Source organism: Thermoanaerobacter mathranii subsp. mathranii str. A3, from assembly GCF_000092965.1.
Lineage (GTDB): Bacteria > Bacillota > Thermoanaerobacteria > Thermoanaerobacterales > Thermoanaerobacteraceae > Thermoanaerobacter > Thermoanaerobacter thermocopriae.
In genome coordinates this window covers 1,545,002-1,570,667 of sequence record NC_014209.1, presented here as the reverse complement: position 1 = coordinate 1,570,667, position 25,666 = coordinate 1,545,002, and the positions used below count along the sequence as shown (strand labels likewise).

Sequence of the window (25,666 nt, the reverse complement as noted above, 5' to 3'; positions counted from 1 at the left end):
ATCATTTTCTTGTGTGATATTATGAAAGCAAAGAAATATGACCTTGTCTCTTTTAGGAGGTTTCCTTATGGAGTTACAGGTAAAATACATGGATTTAGCAAAGGAGCAATTTTGAGTGCAAACACTTTGAAATTTGAAACTGCTTTTTTAATAGTTTGATGGCTTTTAGTGTAGGGAGAAGGAATAATGTATGATTATTTTACTTAGTATTATAGAGTTCGGTTGTGGCTCTTTGATGTTTTCTTATTGGATAGGTCTCATGGTAGGTAAAAGATTAGAGGAAGTACGGGATGGAAATCCTGGAGCCTTTAATCTTGGCCATGCAGCTGGCTTTAAAATGGGTGTTATCGGCGCTACTTTTGATTTCATGAAAGGCTACTTTCCACTTGTGTATTTCTTTGAAAAAGAGTATATTGCAGGAAATGCCATTGCAATTGTTGCAATAGCACCTATTTTAGGACATGCTTTTTCACCATTTTTGAAATTTAGAGGTGGAAAAGCATTAGCTACTACTTTTGGAGTGTGGAGTGCAATTACTCGTTTTAAAGCTTCATTTATGTACGCTGTGATCCTTGGAATTTTAAAATTAGGGGAAAGAGTGTATAATAAAGGTAAGCCTTCTATACCTGAAATAGATGCTGTATTAGACCTTGTGGGTTTTTGCATTTTAGGTGGATTGTTGTTTTTGAGTAGTATTGAAAGTTATTTACTTTTACTATGGATCCTCAACTTTGCTGTGCTTTTATATAAAAGAAAGAAAGATATGAATGTTATTTTAAAAGCCAAAACGGTACAAAAGTTTTGAAGCCAGGTCCGATTGTAAGATTAGAAAAGAGAAAGTACAAAAATAAAACTTAAATATGGTGAGAAAATATGGAATACAAACAAGCATCTATATTTGATAATGAAGTGAGGAAAAATAAACCTTTAGCCGATAGAATGAGACCTAGAACTTTAGATGAGTTTGTAGGTCAAGAACATCTTTTAGGTAAAGGGAAATTACTTAGGGAATTGATTGAAAAAGATAATATTACTTCAATGATTTTATGGGGACCGCCAGGGGTAGGTAAAACTACCCTTGCTATGATTATAGCTAATATGACAAATTCTAAATTTGTCACTTTTAGTGCTGTTTTATCAGGAATCAAAGAGATAAAGGAGATAATGGCAAAAGCTGAATTGGATGCTATGCATGGAACTAGAACTGTTGTATTTATTGATGAAATTCATCGCTTTAATAAAGCTCAGCAGGATGCTTTTTTACCTCATGTAGAAAAGGGAAATATAATATTAATTGGTGCAACTACAGAAAATCCCTCTTTTGAGGTAAATTCAGCCCTTCTGTCTCGTTCTAAAGTTTTTGTCATGAAACCTCTTACAGAAGAAGATTTACTTATACTGCTTAAAAGAGCGTTAAAAGATGAGCAAAATGGATTGGGTATGTACAAAATTGGTATAACAGAAGAACAGCTCAAAAGAATTGCGCTTTTTGCAAATGGTGATGCAAGGGTTGCTTTAAACACATTAGAAATTGCGGTTATGGGGGCTAAGGTAACTGAAGGGAGAAGAATTGTCACAGATGATATATTAGCTGATGCAATGCAAAAGAAGACTTTGCTATATGATAAACAAGGAGAAGAACACTATAATTTAATATCTGCTTTTCATAAATCTTTAAGAAATAGCGATTGGGATGCAGCAGTGTATTGGCTCGCAAGGATGTTAGAAGCCGGAGAAGACCCTCTTTATATTGCGAGAAGGATGATACGATTTGCTTCTGAAGATATTGGCTTAGCAGATCCTCAAGCTCTTGAAATGGCTGTTGCAGCCTATAATGCTTGCCATTATATTGGAATGCCTGAATGTAGTGTAAATCTTGCACAGGTGGCGATATATTTAGCGTTAGCTCCTAAATCTAATGCGGTATACATGGCATATAATAAAGCTAAGGAAGATGCAGAAGAGACAATTGCTGAAAGTGTGCCTATGCATTTAAGAAATGCTCCAACAAAGCTTATGAAAGAATTAGGATATGGGAAAGGATATAAGTATGCTCACGACTTTGAAGATAAAGTAACTGATATGCAATGTCTACCGGATAATCTTAAAGACAGAAAATACTATGTACCTACGGATTCTGGTTTTGAGAAGGACATACAAGAGAGATTAGAGCAAATTAACAACTTAAAAAAGAGAAAAAAATAATTATTAAGAAAAAGGGGCAAATGCCCCTTTTTCTTAAACAGTATTTTTAGGCTCTTCAAATATGATTATGCCGGGTACAAATAGTAAGATTATCAAAATAATTATTATAATCCAAATCCAGTGGTTTTCATGATGTTTGTGTTTGTCAGGCATAAACTTACCTCCTTTTTTAGGCTGACTTCTACTTTTATAATATGAAAGACATAATAGAATGGCTACAAATTATAAGAGTTTCTCAGAATACGCACTGCAAGGGGTCTCTACGTCTTTAAACATTTGGGGTAAAATTTTTGCTTAACTTTTAATCGATTTGTGTCGAAATTTATGATATAATCAAGTAGATAATTTTTTATCAATTCGCAGGTGACATTAGGGAGTGGAGCAAATGGAAAAATGCTTTTGTGGAGGTAAAATAGAGATAAAAAATGTAGAGTATAAGGTGGCAAGAGGGAAAAAAACTATTATAATTAAAGATGTACCAGCATATGTTTGTCAAAAATGTGGTGCAATTTATTATGATACAGATGTGCTTGATGAGGCTTTTAAAAATAAAGATAAGTACGAATACATTTCAACAAAATAGTTTATAATTTAAATTATCAAAAGGATAAAAAGGGTCGGGGGACAATTTATTATAATTGTAGGTCAATACTTTTTTAATTAAATAGCGGGAAAGGTATACTACATTTTCATTTTTTATAACTTCATCTATGTCTAAAAAATCTGCAGAGTCATTTTCTATTCCATCGGGAGTAGGCGTACCTGAAACGTAGTCTAAAAGAAAAACAATGTATATTTCCGAATTGTTATCTGGCAGGAGTATACTTCTTATTATAGAGATAATGTTTTTTACGCGAGCCTCTATCGAAGTTTCTTCTTTTATTTCTCTAAGGACTGCAGCGTCTATGTTTTCACCGGCTTCCACATGACCGCCGGGTATTATCCATTTGCCTTTAAATTGACCATAAGTATGCCTTACCAATAAAACTTTGCCATCTTTTATAACTATGCCCTCTACTCCTACAATTATTTGTTTCATAAAGTCACCAACCACCTTATTTTATTTATAAATTGATTATACCACATAAATTTCTCACATTATAAATTAGAGAATGGTGATAATAAGATGAGATTAGTTGTTGGAGAAAATGAAAAAGGCGTTATATTAGAAAACTTTTTGAGGAACAGAGGTTTTTCTAAAAGACTTATTAGAATTTATAAGTGGCAAGGAGAGATATTGGTAAATGGTATAAAATCAAATGTGAAAAGAATCTTACAACCGGGAGATGTGATTGATTTAATACTTCCTGAAAATGATTCGAATATTGCTCCGGAAAAGTTGGATTTGGATATATGTTACGAAGATGAGGAAATTTTAATAGTCAATAAACCTGCTAATATGGTTGTTCATCCTACCAAAGGATATCAGAGCGGAACACTTGCCAATGGAGTCGCTTGGTATTTTAAGGATAAAGGATTAAAGGCTTTAATCCGACCGGTCAATCGTTTAGATAGAGGCACGTCGGGACTGGTTGTATTTGCTAAACTTCCTTTTATGCAGTATTATCTTCAAATTGTAAAGCCTATGAGTAAGCTTTATTTTGCGGTAGTAGAAGGAAAAATGGAAGGGGAAGGTCGAATTAACCTTCCCATATCTAGAAAACCACAAAGTGGAATTGAAAGAATGGTATCCGAGGAAGGAGACAGAGCTATTACCAACTACAAAGTGGTAAAAAGCAGTGAAAGGTTTTCTCTTTTAAAGGTAAAAATTGAAACTGGAAGAACTCATCAAATAAGGGTACATTTGAGCCATATTGGACATCCTATTGTAGGAGATACATTGTACGGTTCTTCTGATGATTATATTAAAAGGCAAGCATTGCATGCATATAGACTTACTTTTGTACACCCTTTAGAGGAAAAAAGTATTTCTGTTTATTCACCTTTGCCACAAGATATGCAACATTTGCTAAAATTATTATAATCCTTCCAAGTCAAAATCGGGAATGTAGTCTTCACTGGCGCTTTCCATTTCTTGAATTAGTCCATTTTCAAGGCCGATATCAAAGAAAAAATTTATGGCTTCATCATATTCTTTAGGAGTGATTTTTCTATTTATTTCTGGATACTTTTGGGCTTGATAATAAGGGGTATATTGACTCATTAAGCTTACATATATTTCTTTTGGGAGGTTTTCTTTAATCCACAAGAGAATTTTTTTAGTGTCCTCTACGCGACCTGGCATTAAGAGATGTCTTATTACTAAACCTTTTTTTAATATTCCTTCTTCATCAAATTGAGGTATTCCTACCTGTCTGTACATTTCTAATATTGCTTTTGTTGCATGCTCAAAATAATTAGGGGCTTTAGAATATTTTTTTGCAAGAGTGTCATCGGAATACTTAATGTCAGGAAGATATATGTCAATTAGTCCTTCCAACATTTTTAAAGTTTCTACATTTTCATAGGCGTTTGTATTATATACTATAGGTATATGAAGACCTTGCCTTTTTGCTAATAAAATTGCTTCTTTTATTGAGAAGACATGAATTGTAGGAGTAACAAGGTTTATATTATGAGCTCCTTGTTTTTGCAAGTTTAAAAAAATTTGAGCTAACTCCTCAACAGATATAAACTTTCCAAATTGATATTGACTTATTTCGTAATTTTGACAAAAAACACACTTTAGATTGCAACCACTAAAAAAAACTGTTCCAGAGCCTCTCGTACCACTTATAAAAGGCTCTTCCCAATGATGTAGATATGCTTTTGCTACTTTTACCTGCCAAGGCATGTTGCAGAATCCCTTTGACTTCGACCTATCTACGTTGCAGTTTCTTGGACATATATTACATTTTCTTATTGATTCCATAGAATTTCCCTCCACCAAATATTATATCACTCTTTATTTTTTTGTATAAAGCTTGATATTTTCCACATTTTACACTTGAAATTAAAAAGTATTTGTCGTAAACTATAATTGAAAACGAAAAACAATAAAGTCCTGGGAAGTTTGTATTAGGCTAATTTGTTTTCAACCAACGCACCTTTTTCGGGAATCCGGGTTCACCAGTGGAAGAAATGCCTGCTACGCCAGGACTTCAGAAGCTGGTGACAGGGTACCCACCTGCGAGAGCGGGTATGAAAACATAGCCTTACGGCTTCGTGGGATAAGTTTGTAGCTCCTGTATTGGCAGGAGCTTTTAATTTTTTCTTGTATTGATGTATAATTTTGTTGAGGTGATTTTTATGAAAATTGCCATTGAAGGTAATATCTATGAATACCCAGAAGGGACAAAATTAGAGGATATTGCCAAAGATTTTGAGCATGTTTACAATGGGATAATAGTAGCTGCAAAAGTGGATAATGAGCTAAAAGATTTAAACTGCACAGTTTCAAAGGATAGCACAGTGGAATTTGTAGATACAACGATTGAGGAAGGTACGAGGATTTACAGAAGGAGTTTAACTTTTGTTTTTATTAAAGCTGTAAAAGAGCTACTTCCTGGCGCTACTGTAACTATAGAACATTCGCTAGGTAAAGGGCTATACTGTGAAATACATGGTTACTCTTTAAATAATAAAATTGTTTCAATGATTAAAAAGCGGATGGAAGAAATAATAGAAAAAGATTTCAAAATAGAAAGAAAAATGTTACCCAAAGAAGAGGCAATAAAATTATTTGAAAAGGAAGGACTAACTGAGAAAGTAAGATTGTTTAAAGATACTAACAAAGAGAAGGTTCCCGTTTATTATTGTGATGGGACAGTAGATTTTTTCTACAGCCCTTGTGTACCTTCTACAGGTTATTTAAAAGTATTTGATATACGATTTTATTTCCCGGGTGTTATTTTAATTGCTCCAGATGTGTATAATCCTCGTTCATTGCCTGTATTTGTAGATGTTCCTAAACTTGCTTCTATTTTTAAAGAAGCAGAAGATTGGGCAAGTATTTTAAACATAAGCTATGTTTCTTCTTTAAACGATATGATAAGAGAGGGAAAAGGTAGAGATTTAATATTGGTTTCTGAAGCTTTTCATGAGAAAAAAATAGCAAAAATTGCGGATTATATAACTTCAAACAAAATGATAAAAGTAGTTTTAATTGCGGGACCTTCTTCTTCAGGCAAAACTTCTTTTATTCATAGATTAAGTGTTCAACTGAGAGCAAATGGTCAAAATCCTTTTCCAATATCATTAGACAATTACTTTGTTCCAAGAGGACTAACTCCAAAAGATGAGTTTGGAAATTATGACTTTGAAGCAATTGATGCACTAGATTTACCACTTTTTAATGAGCATTTAATAAAACTTATACAGGGTGAAGAAGTGGAAATGCCTATTTTTAATTTTAAAACAGGACAAAGAGAACCAGAGGGAAAAAAAGTAAAACTTGATAAAAACCAAATTATTTTAATAGAAGGTATACATGGTTTAAACGAAAAATTGACATTGCAAATACCCAAAGATAATAAATACAAAATATATGTAAGTGCTATTACGCAATTAAATCTTGACGAGCACAACAGAATACCTACTACTCAAACGAGGTTGATACGACGCATAGTGAGAGATAGCCAATTCCGTTCCAGCGATGCTGCAGAGACTATAAACATGTGGCCTATGGTCAGAAGAGGAGAAGAAAAATGGATTTTCCCTTATCAAGAACAGGCGGACGTCATGTTTAATTCTTTTTTACCTTATGAGTTGCCTGTATTAAAAAAATATGCAGAACCGCTACTTAAAAATGTTTCCCAAAACAATCCCGCTTATTCAATCGCTAAAGAAATATTAGAGTTTTTAAGCTATTTCCTTCCATTAGAAGATGAATTGGCAATACCACCTAATTCTATCATAAGAGAATTTATAGGCGGCAGTTGCCTTGATGTTTAAGTTTGGGAATCCTCAATGGATTCCTATTTTGTTTTGTAGAATTTTTACAAAAAAGAAGGAATATTTAAGGAACCAGAGGTCCTTACATTTCTTTAGCGACAAACGGAATTTTTGTCACAATTGTAACTCTTGTTTGCAATTTAGAGAAGAAAATAATAAGAGTTTTTGGAGAAGATTTGCAATTAGGTAAATAAAATAACACTTGTAAGCATAAAATATACTTGAAATATTGTTTTTTAAATGGTACAATATTGCTAAAATGGAATTTGGGTTTTTTGGGTTAATTTGATGTTTTGGGATAAAAATAAAATCAAGTAGAGGAGGAGTTTTTATGAATGTGATTGACCCGCTTGTCAGTACCATTATTAACTATGTGGATAAAAACCCAGAAAAGAATTTGGACACGTTAGCTAATATCATGTCAAAGATTGCAATAATGCCACGGCATAAACAACAGATAGAAAGCGTGAGAAGATTTTTAAATGACAAGGAGAGCAACTGGTACAAATTTACAGTGAAAGGACTTAAAAATATTGATAAAAATATTTTAAAGACGTTGGTAGTTAATTTCTTGGTAAATGCTAGTTTAAAAGGTATTCCTAAGCAGCAAGAGTGGGAGGAAAAGTTAGGTGTTTCTGTACCATGGGCAATTTTAATGGATCCAACAGAGGCTTGTAATCTAAGATGTGCTGGTTGTTGGGCAGGACAGTACAAACCCCATAATCTCTCCTTTGAAGTGATGGATAGAGTATGTACAGAAGCAGAAGAGTTAGGTATATATTTTATAGTTTTATCAGGTGGAGAGCCTACTGTTAGAATGAAAGACATTATAAAGCTTGCTGAAAGGCATAAAAACCAAGTTTTCCATTTATTTACTAATGGAACTTTAATTGACGAAGATATGATAAGGGAAGTTAAAAGAGTGGGAAATATTACTTTTGCAGTAAGTATCAATGGTTTGAGAGAGACTAATGATGCAATACGTGGAGAAGGTACTTTTGATAAGATTATGAGAACAATGGACTTGATGAGAGAAAATGGAGTTCTTTTTGGGTATTCAGCTACATACACAAGAACAAATGTAGAGGAAATTTCAAGTGATGAGTTTGTAGACATGATGATAGATAAAGGCGCATATTTTGCATGGTATTTTACTTATATTCCTGTTGGCAGAGACCCCGACATCCAATTTATGGTGACACCTGAACAGAGGAAGTATATGTATGAGAGAATAAATTATATAAGAGCTACAAAAGAGCTTTTCGCGATAGATTTCTGGAATGACGGTGAATTCAGCAGTGGATGTATTGCAGGAGGCAGAAGATATTTGCACATAAATGCAGCGGGAGAGGTTGAACCTTGTGCTTTTATCCATTATTCCAATGTAAATATAAATGAGGTGAGCCTGAAAGAAGCGCTGCAGTCTCCTATTATGAAAGCTTATAGAAAGAGACAGCCTTTTAATCAAAATCACTTAAGACCCTGTCCACTGATTGATAACCCAGAAAAACTTTTAGAAATAGTAGAAGAGTCAGGAGCTAAACACACAGAAGCTAGTGAAGCCTCTCACATCAAAAACCTCTACGATGATTTAAGAGTGGTTGCTGATAATTGGGGTAAAGTAGCCAACGAAATTTGGGAGAAAAAAATGGAAATGAAAAAAGAGGCTTGACATAAATACTAAAATCCCCTATAAATTTAGATAGTATTACTTAATGGGGTGTTGAGATGCTGACAAATAGGAGGGTGGAATTTTTAAAAACACTAACTGAACTTTATGATTCAAAAGGTGAGCCTGTTCACTATACAGATGTGGCGCAGGCAATGAAAATTAGCAAATGGACAGCTTATGATATTTTAAAGGAATTAGAGAAAGGTGATTTTGTCAAGACTGAGTATTACCTTGGGGAGGAAAAAAGCCAAGGAAGATCTACTTTAAGATTTTTACCAACAGAAAAAGCTTATGAAATATTTAAAAAAGCGGATAAAGATGAATGGAATTCCCTGAGAGATACTTTGATTAAAAAAGTAAAAAATAGTAAGTCTAATTCTCTTGAGGAAATATTAAATGAGATGTTTCAGGCTACTAAGCCTATAGAATTTTGTGCATATGCTATTACTGCATTTTTACTAAAACTTAGGATGGCGGGAAGCCTATCCATAGAAAGTATAGAAAATTTACTGGCCTCTGTTAATCCTTCTTCTTCTTTAGTTTTATTTGTAGGAGCAGTATTAGGGGTTTTGTTGTACACTAGAATAAAGAGCGATATAGACAAGAAATTAGCTGAAAATATTCAAAAATTTTATATCAATTTAAATAAACTGAATTCGCAAGATGTTACTTTACTCAATAACTTTTTAAGAGAACTTCTTGCAATTGCGTAAGGCTATACGCCTTATTTTTTTGCATATTTTCAATGAGAAAGTTAAAAACTATTGAAGCAAGAAAAGGTTAATGATATAATGTATGTGTAAAATTTTACATAAAAAGATTAGGAGGTAATGGTATGAAAGTTTATGTCGACCAAGACGAATGCATAGCTTGTGGGGTTTGCATAGACATGTGCCCAGATGTTTTTGATTGGAATGATGAAGGGAAATCTCATGTAATTGTAGATGAAGTTCCAGCTGATTTAGAAGATTGTGTGCAAGATGCAATGAGCTCTTGCCCTACAGAGGCAATAAAAGAAGAATAACCCGGATTTTTCCGGGTTTTTTTATACATTTTTAGAAAAAGGTTTGGAGAAAATATTGATAAAACGAAATGTGGAGGGTTCTTATGGGAAAAAGAAAAAAGCTATATCCTAAGGCTGAGGATGAGTTGGATTCTTTAAAGCAAGAAGTCGCTGAAGATCTTAATTTAGATGATGATGTTGAAAAACGAGGATGGGAAAACATGACTACGAGAGAAGTTGGTAAAATAGGAGGAAACATGGTAAGAAAAATGATAAAATTTGCAGAAAAAGAGATGGATAAAAGAGATGGTAAAATTGATGATGAAGATTAAGTGGCTGGAGCTAGTCCTTCAGCCAAAATTTATTCTTTGTGTAAAAAGAGGAAAAATTGATTTGTTGGCGAATAATTATTATTAAAAAAGATAGTGTTGTTATAAAAAAATTAACTTTTGACAGATTAAAGAGGCAAATTGATCCAAATATTTTGAAACTGCTGAAGAAATTCCGACTGTAATAAGTACATGGTTAATTTGTTTGGGAAGATAAAGGGGATAAGTTATGGGTTGTGTAACTAAGCAAGAAATAGAAAATTATGCACGACAAATTGGCATTGACTTAATAGGTTTTGCCAGTCCAGATTGTTTAAAAGAATATAAAAATTTTTTAAAGGAGAGAGAAAACTTAGGATATAGTTGTTCTATTGAGGAGAGAGATATTCAAAAAAGAATTTCTCCTGAATTTATTTTGCCTGAAGTGAAATCAATTATTGCCATAGCTTTATCATATAATGTAAAATATGAGATTAAAAATTACAGTAGAAATTTTGGTATAATTTCAAGAACTAGTTGGGGAATAGATTATCATAAAGTTTTAAAAGAAAAGATGGAAAAACTTTCCGAGTTTATAAAATCAAAATGTGAAGGCGTAGAAACAATATGTTTAGTGGATAATAACCCGCTTTTGGAAAGAGAAATCGCTTATCATGCTGGAATAGGTTGGTATGGCAAAAATGGTCTTATAATAAACGACGAATATGGTTCATATATTTTTTTAGGAGAAATACTTATAAACAAATATTTTGAGTCGGATATACCGAAACAATCTAAATGTGGAGATTGTGATTTATGTGTAAAAGCTTGTCCTACCAAAGCTATAGTTAAGCCTTATATAATAAATGCTAATAAATGTTTATCGTATATTACAGTTAAAAAAGGCAAAATAGACGAAAAAATGGCTAAGAAAATGGGTAGAAGAATATACGGCTGTGATACTTGCCAGCAGGTATGTCCTTTTAATAAAAGAGCAAAAAAGGTTATAAGGCCTGAATTTCTACCGGATAAGTTACTGCCAAGGCACGAATTAATAGAAATTTTAAATATGTCAAAAAAAGAATTTGAAGAAATTTTTGGGCCAACTTCTTCCTCTTGGAGAGGGAAAAGTATTATAATAAGAAATGCTATAATTTCTTGTGTAAATACAAAGGAAAAAAATTGTATAGAACCCATAAAAAACTTATTAAAATCCCAAAGTCCTCTTTTGAGAGGATATAGTGCATGGGCTCTTTCTAATTTGTGTGACAAAGAAATTTTAAGTGAAATAGAAAATGCCTTGCTTAGAGAAAAAGATGAAATGGCGAAGAAAATGATGACAGAAGCATTAAACAAATTAAAGGGGGATAAAATTGAGAATCACAAAGGATGAAGCTTTAAAGGTTATAGAAATATTAAAAGAAACATATCCTAATGCTAAGTCAGGGCTTAAATTTACTAATCCGTTTGAACTTTTAATCGCCACAATTTTATCAGCTCAATGTACAGATAAAAGAGTTAATATAATTACTGACAGGCTTTTTAATAAGTATAAAACACCGGAGGATTTTCTAAAACTTACTCCAGAAGAACTGCAAGAGGAAATAAGGGAATGTGGTTTGTATAGGAGTAAATCAAAAAGCATATTGGAGACGTGTAAAATTTTAAAGGAGAAATATGATAGCAAGGTGCCTGAAACTTTAGAGGAATTAATGGCATTGCCAGGGGTTGGTAGAAAGACTGCCAATGTAGTTTTAAGCAATGCTTTTTCCAAACAGGCCATAGCAGTGGATACTCACGTTTTTAGAGTGTCCAATCGCATAGGTCTGGCGGACAGTAAAGATGTTTTTGCAACTGAAAAACAGCTTATGGAAATAATACCAAAAGACTTATGGTCTTTGTCTCATCATCTTTTAATACATCACGGAAGAAATTTATGCATGGCGCGAAAGCCTAAATGTGATGAGTGTCCTGTAAATCATCTGTGCTTGTATTTTAAGGAAAGAAAAAATTAATATTTTTGTAACCTTTTTAAGAAATTATTAATTGTATTAGAGGGTTAATTGTAATATCATACTGATGTAAGAAAATAAGGGGAATAGGAGAGAAGTAAATGCAAGCGAAAGGCGGTGCTAAAAAAAATAATTATTTTTACATTGCAATTATTTTACTGATGACAGTTTTTTTATCATTTTCTTTTGGGTATTTTTATTTAATGATTAATTCTGATCTTATTGTAAAAGGGATTTTTGTAAATAACATAGGGATAGGAGGAATGACAAAAGAAGAAGCAGTAAATTTTCTTAAAGACAAGATAAAAATTCCTTCTTTTTCTGTTATCGCTAAGTATCAAGACAAAGATTTTATTATCACATCAAAAGATATGAACTTGTCTTATGACTATCAAGAAATGGTAGAAGAAGCTTACAAAATAGGTAGAGAAGGAAATCCTGTTGAAAGAATAAGAGAAATTTATGTAACAGAAAAAAGAGGAAAATATCTTAATTTTTATCCCGAGTACGATGAAAATAAATTAAAAGAATTTGTTGATAAAATTTCTCAAGAGATTGATAAAGAGCCGGTTAATGCTAAAATAAAAATTACAAGAGGAGTAAAACAAATTACACCAGATATAGAAGGGGTAAAAGTTAGTAAAGAGAAAACTTTAAAAAATCTAAAACAACTTATAAATGAGTTAATAAAAGGAAAGACAGAAAAGACAGAAGTAGAGATTGTAGCTGAGAAAGTTGAAGCAAAAATTACAAAATCAATGCTAGAAATGATTAATGGACGAATTTCCACTTTTTCTACTGTATTTAATCTTCAAGATGCAAACCGTTCAGAGAATATACTAGTGGCGGCAAGAGCTGTAAACGGTACATTGCTTATGCCGGGTGAGACATTTTCTCTTAATAAAACTTTAGGGCCGAGAATAATACAAAACGGTTACAAAGAAGCCCCTGTAATAATAGGTAATAAACTGGTACCGGATATAGGAGGAGGGGTATGCCAAATTGCTACAACCCTGTATAATGCAATTTTAAGGGCGGATATAACAATTACTGAGAGATACCATCACAGTTTTCCAGTAGCTTATGTACCACCAGGGCAAGATGCTACTATTTCTGGAAATGCTTTAGATTTAAAATTTAAAAATTCTACTCAATATCCTATCTATATTGAGTCCTACATAGAAGGCAACAAATTAGTAATGAACATATATGGCTATGTGAAAAATCCTTCAAAATGGGTAGATATTCAGTCAGAGGTTGTTGAAAAATATGAACCTAAAATAAAATATATAGATGACCCCAAACTACCTCAAGGAGAAGAAGTTGTGGAGATACAGCCTCATATTGGCTATAAAGTCAATGTATATCGTTTGATTTATGAAAATAATAAATTGGTTAAAAGAGAATTTTTATATACAGATGTGTATAGGCCAGTGGATGGAGTAGTTAAAAAAGGAACTAAAAAAGTAGAAAATTCAAAATCTCAAGAGTCACCGACAGAAAAGGAAAATAATGCTCAAGTTAATCCAGAGCCACCACAGAATTCAGAAGAAGAAACTTCTTCGCCTTAACATAATATCACCTCCCATTTTTTATCAATGAAAATGGGAGGTGATATTTAATTATTAAGTTTCTAGCGACAGATCGGACAATAACCGTAGAAATAGAGCTTTTGGTCTACGAGTTTGTAATCAGTATACTGACTAACTTCATCTAAAACGTCTTTTAGAAGAGATTCATCGAGGTCTTCTACTTTGCCACAACTTATACAGACGACATGGGGATGAGAATTGGTGTTAGCATCGTATCTGAAGCTACCTTCCCCTACATTCAATTCTTGTATTAATCCCATGTTTTTCAAAATTTCCAATGTTTTATATACAGTCGCTAAGCTCATTGTGGGAAAATCAGAGGCAAGCTTTTTGTATATAGTTTCTGCTGTAGGATGTTCCTTTGTATTTCTAAGCAGATTAAGTATTGCTAATCTTTGAGGTGTTACTTTAAGCCCTTTTTGTTTTAAAAGGGCGGCAGCTTCCTCCATTATATCAACTCCATTTCATAAAAGATAATATTTCTCTTTTAATATTTTATGTTTTAATTATATCTCTATTCATTAATAATGTCAATTGTTTTGAACAAATCGGCAATATGGTAATTTACAGTGATATAATGTATAATATAATTGAACACAATAAAATAAGGAGTTGAAAGGGATGCAATATAAATTAATTGCTATAGATATGGATGATACTCTTCTAAGACATGATAAAACTATATCTAAAGATAATATAGAAGCATTACATAGAGCTCAGGAAAAGGGAGTATATGTAGTAATATCTACAGGAAGGGTTTATGCTTCCGCTTATGCCTACGCAGATATGATTGGCTTTAGAACTTACATAATTGCAAGCAATGGTGCTTTGATAAGAGACCCTGATAATAACACTATTTATGAAAACATTCTAAATTATGACAGCATGGTGGAAATTGTAAAAGTATGCCAGAAGTACAATACATATTTCCAGCTTATAAGTGAGAAAACAGTGTTTTCTCCTGAGATAACAAATAAGTTTCAAAGGTATGCCGAATGGAATGAGCTATTTAAAACAGAATTAAAAGTGGATGTCCAGGAGATAAAGGAGCCGTTAAAAGAGTTGGACAAATTAAAAAATAGTATTTTAAAAATCATAGTTTTTAATGATGATGTTGAAGTATTAAAAAGTATAAGGAGGGAATTGTCAAAGAATGCCTCGATACACATAACTAGTTCCTATATAGACAATGTTGAAATTATGAACAAAGGAGTTAGCAAAGGAAGGGCACTTAAGATTTTGGGAGAGTATTTGGGAATAAAAAGAGAAGAAATGATAGCAATAGGAGATAGTGAGAACGATATAGAAATGATCAAATTTGCAGGTTTAGGTGTTGCAGTTGAAAATGCTATTGATGAGGTCAAAAAAGTAGCAGACTTTATAACGAAATCTAATATGGAGGATGGCGTAAAGCACGTTATTGATAAGTTTGTATTGAAATCATAAGAAAGGAGTATTTCTATGAAAAAAACAGTACATTTGCGCATAACTGGCCATGTGCAAGGAGTAGGACTGAGGTATTCTGTGTATCAAAAGGCAGTTTCTTTGGGAATTGCAGGTTATGCGGAAAATCTTTACGATGGCAGTGTAGAAGTTGTTGCAGAAGGGGAAGAGGAAAATATTAAAGAATTGATAAATTTTATTAAAACAGGTTTGAGATGGGCAAGAGTGGACAATGTGGAAGAAAATTGGTCGAATTATAAAGGGGAGTATAGAGATTTTCGAATTTATTAGTACTCTTCTTTTTATTTAATAAAACGTTTAAATATGATATAATAATTAAAAAGAGTTTTACTGATTGATGAATTAATTTTTTAATAGCGATTGAGGGTGCATGAATATGAGGATGGAATTCGATTTAAAGCTTCAACAAACTCAAAAACTTATAATGACTCCTGAACTAAAACAGGCTATTGAGATTTTGCAGTTAAATTCCTTAGAACTTAATGCTCTTATAGAGCAGGAATTAGAGACTAATCCTGTTCTTGAAAAAGAAGAAACATCTGAGGAAGAAGATGCATATGAATATGACTTGTATGAGTTGTCTAAATATATACGAGAGACAGAAGAGAGAATGTATTACGATGATTCTGATGATGAAGAAATTGAAGAAGTCAATTATGAAAATTTTGTGTCTCCAAAGCCCTCTTTGAGCGACCACCTTTTGTTTCAACTTCACATAACACCTATTCCTCACAAAATCAAAAAAATATGTGAATATATAATATTTAGTCTAAGTCCGAGTGGTTATTTGAGAGAAGATATAAAAGACATTGCGAAGATTTTAGAATGTTCTGAAGAAGAGGTGTTAGAAGGGTTATCTATAGTCCAATCTTTTGACCCTCCAGGAATTGCAGCTCGCAATTTGCAAGAATGTTTAAAACTCCAACTTTTAGCTCAAGATAATTACAAAGGTATTATAAAAGAGTTGGTAGACTATCATCTTGAGGAAATTGCAGAAGGTAAGTATTCATATTTAGCAAAGTTGTACAATATTTCCTTAAAAGAAGTGCAACAAGCTGTAGATTTTATAAAAAAACTCAATCCTAAACCAGGAAGTAGCTTTTCTTCTACAGCAGATGTAGGATATATTGTACCAGATGTGGAAGTGATAAAAAGAGATAGAGAATACTTTGTAATAGTAAACGATTCAATAACTCCTAAGCTCAAGATTAATAATTACTATCATTCTATTTTGAATAGTAATGATGAAGAAGCTAAAAAATATATAAATACGAAGCTGCAATCAGCTATGTGGCTTATAAAAAGTTTAGAAAGCAGAAAAGAAACTTTGTATAAAGTAGTTAAAGCAATAGTGGAGTTACAAAAAGATTTTCTTGACAGAGGCATAAATTATTTAAAGCCTATGACGCAAAAGCAAGTTGCTGATATTGTAGGTGTTCACGAGTCTACCGTCAGCAGAGCTATAAACGGCAAATATGTTGCAACTCCTCGAGGACTTTTTGAGATAAAGTTCTTTTTCCAATCTGGTATTTCCAACAGAAATGGGAATGAAATTTCTGCTGAATCTATTAAAAACCTCATAAAAAAATTGATTGAAGAAGAAGACCCTGCAAATCCTCTAAGTGACCAAAAAATAGCTGATATTTTAAAAGAAAAAAATATTAATATTTCAAGAAGAACAGTGGCAAAATATAGAGAGGAATGCAATATTCCTTCTACTATCAAAAGAAGAAGATATTAAAAAATGGGCATGTAAATGCCCATTTAGGCTATTGAAAAAGCTTTATTAATAGTATAAAATAGTTAGTGCGGATATTTTTTATGAAGCGTGGGACATTTATAGAAGAACGGGACTTTAACTGTCCTGAAGAGGGAAATGGCATGAAGGATATTATAGCTTTACAACAAAAAATAGTACCAGAGTTAATAGATTTACTTCAAAAGAGATATACTATAATGCGAAACATATATTTTAATCAACCCATAGGGCGAAGGGCACTTTCGCACCAGTTGAATATGGGGGAACGAATAATTAGAACTGAGGTATCTTTTTTAAAGGCTCAAGGTTTGGTGGATATAAATCCCTTAGGTATGACTATTACTAAAGAGGGAGAAGAATTAATTGAGAATTTGAAAGATTTTATACATGAGCTTAAAGGGCTTAACAATATTGAGAGTTTGTTAAAGGACAAGCTGGGTGTTGAGAAAGTCATAGTGGTCCCAGGAGACGTAGAACAAGACCCTATGATAAAAAAAGAACTAGGAAAATCGGCAGCGAATTACCTAAAAAATATAATAAATGATGACAGTATTATTGCTTTAACTGGAGGATCAACTGTTTTAGAAGTTGCAAAAGGAATGCCTCAGCTTTATTCCAAATCAAACATAGTAGTTGTACCTGCTCGTGGTGGATTGGGGAAAGAAGTAGAAAAGCAAGCAAACACAATCGCTTCAATTTTAGCCAAAAAGCTCGGCGGTACATATAAAATGTTGCACGTACCAGATAATTTAGGAAAAGAAGCGGTAAAAAGTCTTATCAAAGAGCCAGATATAAGAGATGTGGTAGAAACCTTAAAAAGAGCTGATATATTGATATTTGGTATTGGACGCTCTGATGTAATGGCAGAAAGAAGAAATTTACCACAAGATATTAGAGATTTTTTAATGAGGGAAAATGCTACATCTGAAGCTTTAGGATATTATTTTGATAAAGAAGGAAAGGTGGTCTATGCGACCCCAAGTATTTTCTTGACTTTAGAGGACTTAAAGTTTGTTAAAAATTTGATAGCTGTATCTGGAGGAAAAAGCAAAGCAGAGGCTATTGTTTCTACCTGCAGAAGTAGCAATGTACAGGTGCTTGTCACTGATGAAGGCGCTGCTTTTGAGATTTTAAAAATTGTTTAAAACACCTTTTCAGGTGTTTATAAAATAAAAAATCAAGGAGGAATACATAATGGGTGTTAAAGTTGCTATCAATGGTTTTGGAAGAATTGGAAGAAATGTATTCAGAGCTGCATTTAAAAAAAATGTTGACCTTGAATTTGTAGCTGTCAACGATTTAACAGATGCAAAAACATTGGCTCATTTATTAAAATACGATTCTACTTTTGGTAAATTTGAAGGAGAAGTATCTTATACGGATGATGCGCTAATTGTAAATGGTAAGCAAATCAAAATTTTCAAGGAAACTGATCCTGCAAAACTTCCATGGAAAGAATTAGGAGTAGACATTGTAATTGAATCCACAGGAAGATTTACAAACAAAGACGATGCGATAAAGCACATACATGCGGGGGCGAAAAAAGTTATAATTTCCGCACCTGCTAAAAATGAGGACATAACAATTGTTATGGGCGTAAATGAGAACATGTATGACCCGGCTAACCATCATGTGATTTCAAATGCTTCTTGTACAACCAACTGTTTAGCACCAATAGCTAAAGTAATTAATGATAAATTCCGTATTAAAAAAGGTATGATGACAACAGTTCACTCTTACACCAATGACCAGAGAATACTTGATTTACCTCACAAGGATTTGAGAAGGGCGAGGTCTGCTGCTATGTCAATAATACCTACTACAACTGGTGCTGCAAAAGCAATCCACTTAGTAATTCCAGAACTAGAAGGAAAATTGAATGGTTTTGCAATGAGAGTTCCAACCCCAGACGTATCTGTTGTTGACTTAGTTGCAGAAGTTGAAGTACCTGTCACAGCTGAAGAAGTAAATGCAGCCTTGAAAGAAGCTTCTGAAACATATATGAAAGGCATTTTAGGATATTCTGAAGAGCCATTAGTTTCAATGGACTATAAGGGAGACGACAGGTCTTCTATAGTTGATGCACCGCTTACAATGGTAATTGATGGAACATTAGTTAAAGTTGTTTCTTGGTATGACAATGAATGGGGTTACTCCAACAGAGTCGTAGACCTAGCAAAATATATTGCTGATAGGCTCTAACACAAAAGGTCCGTGTCCTTTTATGGACCGGACCTTTAAATCCTAATATAAGGAGGTTTTTGTGATGAAAAAAACCGTGAGAGATATAGATGTGGCGGGAAAAAGAGTTTTAGTTAGAGTAGACTTTAATGTACCTATGGATGAAAATAAAAATATAACAGATGATACTCGGATAAAAGCAGCATTGCCCACTATAGAATATTTAATAAATAATAAGGCTAAAGTAATACTTGTATCTCATTTGGGAAGACCTAAAGGAAAATTTAATCCAGAGTATTCTTTAAAACCTGTTGCAAAAAGGTTGTCTGAACTTTTAGGTAAGCAAGTTTCTATGGCAGAGGATGTGATTGGAGAGGATGCAAGAGCGAAAGCAGCCGCATTAAAAGAAGGCGAAGTATTGCTCTTAGAAAATGTGAGATTCCACGCAGAAGAAGAGAAAAATGACCCTCAATTTGCAAAAGAATTAGCTTCTTTAGCAGATATTTATGTAAATGACGCTTTTGGTACGGCTCACAGGGCTCATGCTTCAACAGCAGGAGTTGCTGCATACTTGCCGGCAGTATCAGGCTTTTTAATTGAAAAAGAGCTAACGATTATGGGAGAAGCGCTTGAAAACCCAAAAAGACCTTTTGTTGCAATATTGGGAGGAGCTAAAGTTTCAGACAAAATAGGAGTAATAACAAACTTATTAGAAAAAGTAGATAGCCTTTTAATTGGCGGTGGTATGGCTTACACCTTTATTAAAGCGAAAGGCTATGAAATAGGAAAATCTCTTTTAGAAGAGGATAAGATAGAATTGGCCAAAGAATTAATGGAAAAGGCTAATCAAAAAGGTGTTAATTTGATGCTTCCTGTGGATACAGTTATTGCTAAAGAATTGAAATCAGGTGTACCTTATGAAGTAGTGGATATAGACAAAATGCCTAAAGACCAAATAGGAGTAGATATTGGACCTCAGACTATTGAAGAATACTCAAAAGTGATAAAACACGCCATGACAGTAGTGTGGAACGGGCCTATGGGAGTTTTTGAAATTCCTGAGTTTGCAAAAGGTACAGAGGCCATTGCCAAAGCTTTAAGTGAATGCAAAGGTACTACAATAGTAGGTGGTGGCGATTCTGCAGCCGCTATAGAGCAATTGGGCTATGCTGATAAAGTTACTCATATTTCTACTGGAGGAGGGGCATCACTAGAGTTTTTAGAAGGCAAAGTGTTGCCGGGGATTGATGTTTTAAATGACAAGTAAAGGGGTGTTTGCTTTGAGAAGACCAATAATTGCAGGTAATTGGAAAATGCACATGACCCCTTCTGAAGCTGTGAAGTTAGTTGAGGAATTGATACCTCAAGTAAAAGAGGCAAAAGCGGAAGTGGTAGTCATACCTCCTTTTGTGGACTTGACAGAAGTGAGCAAAGTCATCAAAGGTACAAATATTCTTTTGGGTGCTCAAAATATGTTTTGGGAAGAAAAGGGTGCATATACAGGAGAAATTTCGCCTTTAATGCTTAAAGAGATTGGCGTGAAATACGTTGTAATAGGTCACTCTGAAAGAAGGCAGTATTTTGGTGAGACGGATGAAACGGTAAATAAAAAAGTCTTATCCGCTCTATCTCACGGCTTAAGTCCTATTGTGTGTGTAGGAGAATCTCTTTCTCAAAGAGAAGAAGGAAAAACTTTTGAAGTAGTTTTAAGTCAAACTAAAGAGGCATTAAAAGGCGTTTCGCCAGATGACATCGTCAGGGTAGTAATAGCTTATGAGCCAATTTGGGCTATAGGTACTGGCAAAACGGCTACAGCTGAAGATGCCAATGAAGTCATAAAAGCTATAAGAAATACTATAGCTTCCCTTTATGGAAAAGAAAAAGCAAGTTTAGTTAGAATACAGTATGGGGGGAGTGTAAAACCAGAAAACATCTCTGAACTCATGGCAGAAAGCGATATAGATGGGGCTTTAGTAGGGGGAGCAAGTCTTGTAGCAACAGATTTTGCAAAGATTGTCAATTATTAAGGAGAGGATTATATGCCTGAAAAATTAGTGATGCTAGTTGTACTAGACGGATTTGGAATATCAAACAAAAAAGAAGGAAATGCAGTATATTTAGCTAATACGCCAAATTTAGATTTTTATTTTAAAAATTATCCTCACACAATTCTTTCCGCAAGTGGCCTTGCAGTGGGACTTCCTGAAGGACAAATGGGTAATTCAGAAGTAGGACACTTAAATATTGGAGCGGGAAGAATAGTATATCAAGAACTTACAAGAATTAGCAAAGATATAAAAGAAGGGACATTTTTTACGAAAAAAGAGTTTTTAGATGCAGTAGAAAATGTAAAGAAAAACAACTCTAAGCTACATCTTTTTGGCCTTTTGTCAGATGGAGGAGTTCACAGCCACATAACCCATTTATTTGCTTTAATGAAGTTGGCTAAAGACCAGGGACTAAAAGAAGTATATGTTCATGCTTTCTTAGATGGAAGAGATGTTCCACCTGCTTGTGCAAAGGAATATATAAGACAATTTGAAGAAGAGTCAAACAGGATTGGTATAGGGAAGATTGCAACGATTTCTGGAAGATATTATGCGATGGACAGAGACAAAAGATGGGATAGAACTAAAAAAGCTTATGATGCAATAGTTTTGGGAAAAGGTGTTTATGCTAATTCACCAATGGAAGCAATAGATATAGCTTATTCAAAAGACCAAACTGACGAGTTTGTAGAACCAACGGTAATTTTGGAAAATGGAAAACCAATTGCTACAGTAGATGCAGAAGATTCCATAATATTTTTCAATTTTAGACCCGATAGAGCGAGACAGCTTACAAGAGCTTTTATTGACGAAGTATTTAACCATTTTGAAAGAGAAAAGGGATATTTTCCTGTATTTTTTGTGTCAATGACTCAGTATGATGAAACCTTTGAAAACATACATGTGGCGTATAAACCAGAAAGACTAGAGAATACTCTTGGTGAATACTTAAGTAAAAAAGGGATCAAACAGCTTAGAATTGCAGAAACTGAAAAATACGCTCATGTAACTTTCTTTTTCAATGGTGGCGTAGAGGAACCTAATGATGGTGAAGAAAGAATTTTAGTTCCTTCTCCTAAAGTAGCGACTTACGACTTAAAACCGGAAATGAGTGCCTATGAGGTTACAGATACTGTAATACCTAAGATTATGTCAAATCAATATGGTTTTATTCTTTTAAACTTTGCAAATCCTGATATGGTAGGTCATACAGGAGTTTTAAATGCTGCAATAAAAGCGATTGAAGCAATAGATGAGTGCCTTGGAAGAATAGTAAATGCTGTTCAAAGTGTAGGAGGAACAATAATTATAACCGCTGATCACGGCAATGCAGAAGAAATGATTGATCCAGTGACAAAAGAACCACAAACTGCTCATACTACAAACCCAGTGCCATTTATTGTTATAGGTGAGGGAGATATTGATTTGAGGAAAGATGGAATACTGGCCGATATTGCTCCAACTGTATTAGACATAATGAAACTGCCTATGCCTCAAGAAATGACAGGTAAATCCTTAATTATTGGAAGAAAATAAAATTAAAAAGAAAGGAGAAGTTGTCATGTCATCGATTATTGATATTTTTGCAAGAGAAATACTTGACTCCCGTGGAAATCCTACAGTTGAAGTAGAGGTAGAATTAGATAGCGGTGCAGTGGGGAGAGCTGCTGTGCCTTCAGGCGCTTCTACGGGAGCTTTTGAAGCAGTTGAATTAAGAGATGGAGACAAGTCAAGGTATTTGGGAAAAGGTGTACTAAAAGCTGTTCGAAATGTTAATGATGTAATTGCTCCAGAACTAATTGGAATGGAGGCACAAGACCAAGTAGCAATTGACAAAACGATGATTGAACTAGATGGAACTCCAAATAAGAGCAAATTAGGAGCAAACGCGATTTTAGGGGTATCATTGGCAGTTGCAAAAGCAGCAGCTGAAGAGTGTGGTTTACCTTTGTATCAATACATTGGTGGTGTAAATGCAAAAACTTTGCCAGTACCTATGATGAACATATTAAACGGTGGAAAGCACGCCGACAATAATGTGGACATACAAGAATTTATGATCATGCCTGTTGGTGCTCCAAATTTCCGAGAAGCATTAAGAATGTGTTCAGAGGTTTATCATAATTTAAAAAACGTGTTACATTCCAAAGGATTAAGCACTACAGTTGGCGATGAAGGAGGATTTGCACCTAACCTTACATCAAACGAAGAAGCTATACAAGTCATACTAGAAGCTATAGAGAAAGCAGGATATGTTCCAGGAGATGATGTAGTATTGGCATTAGATCCTGCTTCAACGGAGCTTTATAAAGAAGATGGGAAATATCATTTTGAAGGAGAAGGAATCGTTAGAACCTCTGAAGAAATGGTAGACTTTTGGGAACAACTTGTCAATAAATATCCTATTGTTTCAATTGAAGATGGGCTTGCAGAAGAGGACTGGGAAGGATGGAAATTGTTAACAGAGAGATTAGGAGAGAAAATACAATTAGTTGGAGATGACTTATTTGTAACGAATACTCAAAGACTTTCGAAAGGTATCAATATGGGAGTTGCGAATTCAATACTTATAAAGCTCAATCAAATAGGGACATTGACAGAAACTTTGGACGCTATTGAAATGGCAAAAAGAGCAGGTTACACGGCTGTCGTGTCTCACCGTTCCGGAGAGACAGAAGATTCCACAATTGCAGACCTCGTGGTTGGAGTAAATGCAGGACAAATTAAAACTGGAGCACCTGCAAGAACTGACAGAGTTGTAAAATACAATCAGCTTTTAAGAATTGAAGAAGTTTTAGGAAGTACAGCCCAATATCTTGGCAAAAATGCTTTTTACAATATTAAAAAATAAGGGGATCCAAAAAGGATTCCCTTATTTAATAGTCTGTAAAATTATAAGTTAGGAATATTGCTGACATTTTGCATAAGAGAAGTGACTTGGCGGAGCAGAAGCAAGTTTGCGAGAGGAAGAAACAGAAGCGGGGCCGAAGCTAAGGATGGCGGAGGTGGGCAACTATTAACTTTTGGCACACACTTTTTAATAAAAACCCTTGATTAAGAGATACATTAGAGATATAATATAATATGTAGTATTGTGTTTTTGACAGAGCAAAAATTAGAGATAAGGCGGTGTAAATATGCTAAAAACTGTACTGATGGGTATACAGATTTTGGTTAGCATTTTCTTAATAGTAGTTATACTTTTACAAAAGGGCAGAAGTGCAGGTATTTCAGGCGTTATTGCAGGAGGAGCAGAAACGTTTTTTGGGAAAAATAAAGCTCGAACTATGGAGGGGACACTGGAGAAACTTACTACCATAGCAGCGGTGTTGTTTATAATTTTGTCTATGGTGTTAACAGTAATGATGGCTAAATAAAAAAGGACATTAAAAAGAGATGGAAAAACCCTTTTATGGGTTTTTATTTTTACCACCATAAATAAAAAAGGCTAGGTGGTCAAATGAAAATTAGAGAAATTACAGAAGAATTAGAATATCAACTGCTTTCTCCTTATGCGACAAAAAGCCGTGAAACTCGCGGCAGGGATAGAGAAGAGGAAAAATGCGATGTAAGGACAGAATTTCAAAGAGATAGGGATAGGATTATTCACAGCAAAGCTTTTAGAAGATTGAGCCACAAAACACAGGTCTTCATTTCTCCAGAAGGTGACCATTATAGGACAAGGCTTACTCATACATTAGAAGTAGCTCAGATTGCAAGAACCATTGCAAGAGCTTTGAGGTTAAATGAAGATTTGACAGAAGCTATTGCTTTAGGTCATGATTTAGGACATACTCCTTTTGGTCATTCTGGTGAAGAGGTTTTAAATAGACTTTTAAAAGGTGGTTTTAGGCATAATGAACAAAGTATTAGAGTAATTGAGATTTTAGAAAAAAATGGGAATGGACTTAATTTAACTTGGGAGGTCAAAGATGGCATTTATAACCACTCTACTTCAGGGAAACCCCAGACATTAGAGGGACAAGTAGTGCAAATTTCCGATAAGATAGCTTATATTAACCATGATATTGATGATGCAATACGAGGAAAAGTTTTAAACCCCAAAGATTTACCTAAAGATTTAATAGCAATTTTAGGGGATGAGCATAGTAAAAGAATAGATACAATGGTAAAAGATGTTATAAACAATAGTTTAGGAAAGCCAAAAGTTTCAATGAGCAAAGAAATTTATGAGGCTACGTATAGCTTGAGAGATTTTTTGTTCAAAAAGGTCTATATTGGGTCAAGAGCCAAAAAAGATGAGGAAAAAGCTAAACGAATAGTAGAACAATTGTTTTATTATTTTTATGATAATATTGACAAGATGCCTGAAGAATTTATAAAACTTGTTGAACTCTATGGAAGAGAAAGAGCTGTTGCTGATTATATTGCTGGCATGACAGACAAATATGCTCTTTTAAAATACAAAGAGATTTTTTTGCCTAGTTCTTGGGTTGAGTAAAATTTTTTAGTTTTAACAAAAATTTAATACAACTAAAGGAGGATTTTTAAATCTTTTGTCGAATATA

The 25,666-nt window shown here is 33.8% G+C and carries 27 protein-coding genes and 1 other RNA gene; 25 read left to right on the top strand and 3 right to left on the bottom strand.

The genetic code is table 11. The features are described from left to right. Positions 1-21 precede the first annotated feature (21 nt). The 4 genes from TMATH_RS12045 (at position 22) to TMATH_RS07950 (ending at position 2,788) form a co-directional block, all read left to right on the top strand. Positions 22-159: a hypothetical protein gene (locus tag TMATH_RS12045; protein WP_198002308.1), complete on the top strand. Its 138-nt coding sequence runs from the start codon at positions 22-24 to the stop codon at positions 157-159. A 31-nt stretch (positions 160-190) separates the two neighbouring features. Then, entirely contained in the window at positions 191-805 is a 615-nt protein-coding gene (locus TMATH_RS07960; RefSeq protein WP_013150558.1) for a glycerol-3-phosphate acyltransferase, read from the top strand. 68 nt (positions 806-873) lie between these two features. Next, on the top strand, positions 874-2,205 hold the full coding sequence (locus TMATH_RS07955; RefSeq protein ID WP_013150557.1) for a replication-associated recombination protein A: 1,332 nt from the start codon (positions 874-876) through the stop codon (positions 2,203-2,205). Between the two features lie 385 nt (positions 2,206-2,590). After that, on the top strand, positions 2,591-2,788 hold the full coding sequence (locus TMATH_RS07950) for a YgiT-type zinc finger protein (RefSeq protein WP_013150556.1): 198 nt from the start codon (positions 2,591-2,593) through the stop codon (positions 2,786-2,788). Here the strand turns inward: TMATH_RS07950 and TMATH_RS07945 are convergent. After that, the gene (locus TMATH_RS07945) at positions 2,777-3,244 is read right to left on the bottom strand and encodes an NUDIX domain-containing protein (RefSeq protein WP_013150555.1); all 468 of its coding nucleotides are present in this window, start codon (positions 3,242-3,244) and stop codon (positions 2,777-2,779) included. The genes TMATH_RS07950 and TMATH_RS07945 overlap by 12 nt on opposite strands. 87 nt (positions 3,245-3,331) lie before the next feature. Between TMATH_RS07945 and TMATH_RS07940 the strand changes: the two genes are divergently transcribed. Then, positions 3,332-4,189: an RluA family pseudouridine synthase gene (locus TMATH_RS07940; protein WP_013150554.1), complete on the top strand. Its 858-nt coding sequence runs from the start codon at positions 3,332-3,334 to the stop codon at positions 4,187-4,189. On the opposite strand, the gene TMATH_RS07935 is transcribed toward TMATH_RS07940, so the two are convergent. Next, on the bottom strand, positions 4,184-5,077 hold the full coding sequence (locus TMATH_RS07935; RefSeq protein WP_013150553.1) for a radical SAM protein: 894 nt from the start codon (positions 5,075-5,077) through the stop codon (positions 4,184-4,186). The genes TMATH_RS07940 and TMATH_RS07935 overlap by 6 nt on opposite strands. 126 nt (positions 5,078-5,203) lie before the next feature. Between TMATH_RS07935 and ssrS the strand changes: the two genes are divergently transcribed. The 9 genes from ssrS (at position 5,204) to TMATH_RS07895 (ending at position 13,664) form a co-directional block, all read left to right on the top strand. Next, positions 5,204-5,381, top strand: a non-coding RNA gene (gene ssrS / locus TMATH_RS11670) — 6S RNA. 73 nt (positions 5,382-5,454) lie between these two features. Continuing rightward, positions 5,455-7,098 carry a nucleoside kinase gene (locus TMATH_RS07930; protein ID WP_013150552.1) on the top strand — a complete coding sequence of 548 codons (1,644 nt, stop codon included), beginning with the start codon at positions 5,455-5,457 and terminating at the stop codon, positions 7,096-7,098. 331 nt (positions 7,099-7,429) lie between these two features. Beyond that, a complete protein-coding gene (locus TMATH_RS07925; protein ID WP_013150551.1) occupies positions 7,430-8,770 on the top strand; it encodes a radical SAM protein in 1,341 nt (446 codons plus the stop codon). A 56-nt stretch (positions 8,771-8,826) separates the two neighbouring features. Beyond that, positions 8,827-9,483, top strand: a complete 657-nt coding sequence (locus TMATH_RS07920) for a helix-turn-helix domain-containing protein (protein ID WP_013150550.1) — start codon at positions 8,827-8,829, stop codon at positions 9,481-9,483. Between the two features lie 122 nt (positions 9,484-9,605). Further along, positions 9,606-9,794 (top strand): ferredoxin, encoded by a 189-nt coding sequence (locus tag TMATH_RS07915; RefSeq protein ID WP_009052854.1) that lies wholly within the window; start codon positions 9,606-9,608, stop codon positions 9,792-9,794. Positions 9,795-9,877: 83 nt separating this feature from the next. After that, positions 9,878-10,105 (top strand): alpha/beta-type small acid-soluble spore protein, encoded by a 228-nt coding sequence (locus TMATH_RS07910; RefSeq protein ID WP_012995546.1) that lies wholly within the window; start codon positions 9,878-9,880, stop codon positions 10,103-10,105. Between the two features lie 226 nt (positions 10,106-10,331). Beyond that, entirely contained in the window at positions 10,332-11,474 is a 1,143-nt protein-coding gene (gene queG, locus TMATH_RS07905; protein ID WP_013150549.1) for a tRNA epoxyqueuosine(34) reductase QueG, read from the top strand. Continuing rightward, positions 11,455-12,096: an endonuclease III gene (nth, locus tag TMATH_RS07900; protein WP_013150548.1), complete on the top strand. Its 642-nt coding sequence runs from the start codon at positions 11,455-11,457 to the stop codon at positions 12,094-12,096. Before queG ends, nth begins: the two co-directional genes overlap by 20 nt. Before the next feature lie 98 nt (positions 12,097-12,194). Further along, positions 12,195-13,664: a VanW family protein gene (locus tag TMATH_RS07895; RefSeq protein WP_013150547.1), complete on the top strand. Its 1,470-nt coding sequence runs from the start codon at positions 12,195-12,197 to the stop codon at positions 13,662-13,664. Between the two features lie 62 nt (positions 13,665-13,726). Here the strand turns inward: TMATH_RS07895 and TMATH_RS07890 are convergent, their stop codons facing one another. Continuing rightward, positions 13,727-14,134 carry a transcriptional regulator PerR gene (locus tag TMATH_RS07890; RefSeq protein ID WP_012995542.1) on the bottom strand — a complete coding sequence of 136 codons (408 nt, stop codon included), beginning with the start codon at positions 14,132-14,134 and terminating at the stop codon, positions 13,727-13,729. 172 nt (positions 14,135-14,306) lie between these two features. On the opposite strand from TMATH_RS07890, the gene TMATH_RS07885 reads away from it, so the two are divergent. The 11 genes from TMATH_RS07885 to TMATH_RS07835 all read left to right on the top strand — a co-directional run bounded on the left by TMATH_RS07885 (position 14,307) and on the right by TMATH_RS07835 (position 25,599). After that, positions 14,307-15,131 carry a Cof-type HAD-IIB family hydrolase gene (locus TMATH_RS07885; RefSeq protein ID WP_012995541.1) on the top strand — a complete coding sequence of 275 codons (825 nt, stop codon included), beginning with the start codon at positions 14,307-14,309 and terminating at the stop codon, positions 15,129-15,131. A gap of 15 nt (positions 15,132-15,146) precedes the next feature. Then, a complete protein-coding gene (locus tag TMATH_RS07880; RefSeq protein ID WP_012995540.1) occupies positions 15,147-15,419 on the top strand; it encodes an acylphosphatase in 273 nt (90 codons plus the stop codon). A 106-nt stretch (positions 15,420-15,525) separates the two neighbouring features. Continuing rightward, positions 15,526-16,890 (top strand): RNA polymerase factor sigma-54, encoded by a 1,365-nt coding sequence (rpoN, locus tag TMATH_RS07875; RefSeq protein WP_012995539.1) that lies wholly within the window; start codon positions 15,526-15,528, stop codon positions 16,888-16,890. A 140-nt stretch (positions 16,891-17,030) separates the two neighbouring features. Next, on the top strand, positions 17,031-18,053 hold the full coding sequence (locus tag TMATH_RS07870) for a sugar-binding transcriptional regulator (RefSeq protein WP_041591660.1): 1,023 nt from the start codon (positions 17,031-17,033) through the stop codon (positions 18,051-18,053). Between the two features lie 49 nt (positions 18,054-18,102). Continuing rightward, complete coding sequence (gene gap, locus TMATH_RS07865) at positions 18,103-19,110, top strand: type I glyceraldehyde-3-phosphate dehydrogenase (protein ID WP_012995537.1); 1,008 nt, start codon at positions 18,103-18,105, stop codon at positions 19,108-19,110. A 64-nt stretch (positions 19,111-19,174) separates the two neighbouring features. Next, on the top strand, positions 19,175-20,356 hold the full coding sequence (locus tag TMATH_RS07860; RefSeq protein WP_013150545.1) for a phosphoglycerate kinase: 1,182 nt from the start codon (positions 19,175-19,177) through the stop codon (positions 20,354-20,356). A gap of 13 nt (positions 20,357-20,369) precedes the next feature. After that, positions 20,370-21,116: a triose-phosphate isomerase gene (gene tpiA, locus TMATH_RS07855; protein WP_028992664.1), complete on the top strand. Its 747-nt coding sequence runs from the start codon at positions 20,370-20,372 to the stop codon at positions 21,114-21,116. A gap of 12 nt (positions 21,117-21,128) precedes the next feature. Continuing rightward, positions 21,129-22,673, top strand: coding sequence for a 2,3-bisphosphoglycerate-independent phosphoglycerate mutase (gene gpmI / locus TMATH_RS07850; protein ID WP_013150543.1), 1,545 nt, complete (start codon positions 21,129-21,131; stop codon positions 22,671-22,673). Positions 22,674-22,698: 25 nt separating this feature from the next. Beyond that, complete coding sequence (gene eno, locus TMATH_RS07845; protein ID WP_013150542.1) at positions 22,699-23,988, top strand: phosphopyruvate hydratase; 1,290 nt, start codon at positions 22,699-22,701, stop codon at positions 23,986-23,988. Positions 23,989-24,274: 286 nt separating this feature from the next. Then, entirely contained in the window at positions 24,275-24,514 is a 240-nt protein-coding gene (gene secG / locus TMATH_RS07840) for a preprotein translocase subunit SecG (protein WP_013150541.1), read from the top strand. A gap of 83 nt (positions 24,515-24,597) precedes the next feature. After that, positions 24,598-25,599 carry a deoxyguanosinetriphosphate triphosphohydrolase gene (locus TMATH_RS07835; RefSeq protein WP_013150540.1) on the top strand — a complete coding sequence of 334 codons (1,002 nt, stop codon included), beginning with the start codon at positions 24,598-24,600 and terminating at the stop codon, positions 25,597-25,599. Positions 25,600-25,666 lie beyond the last annotated feature (67 nt).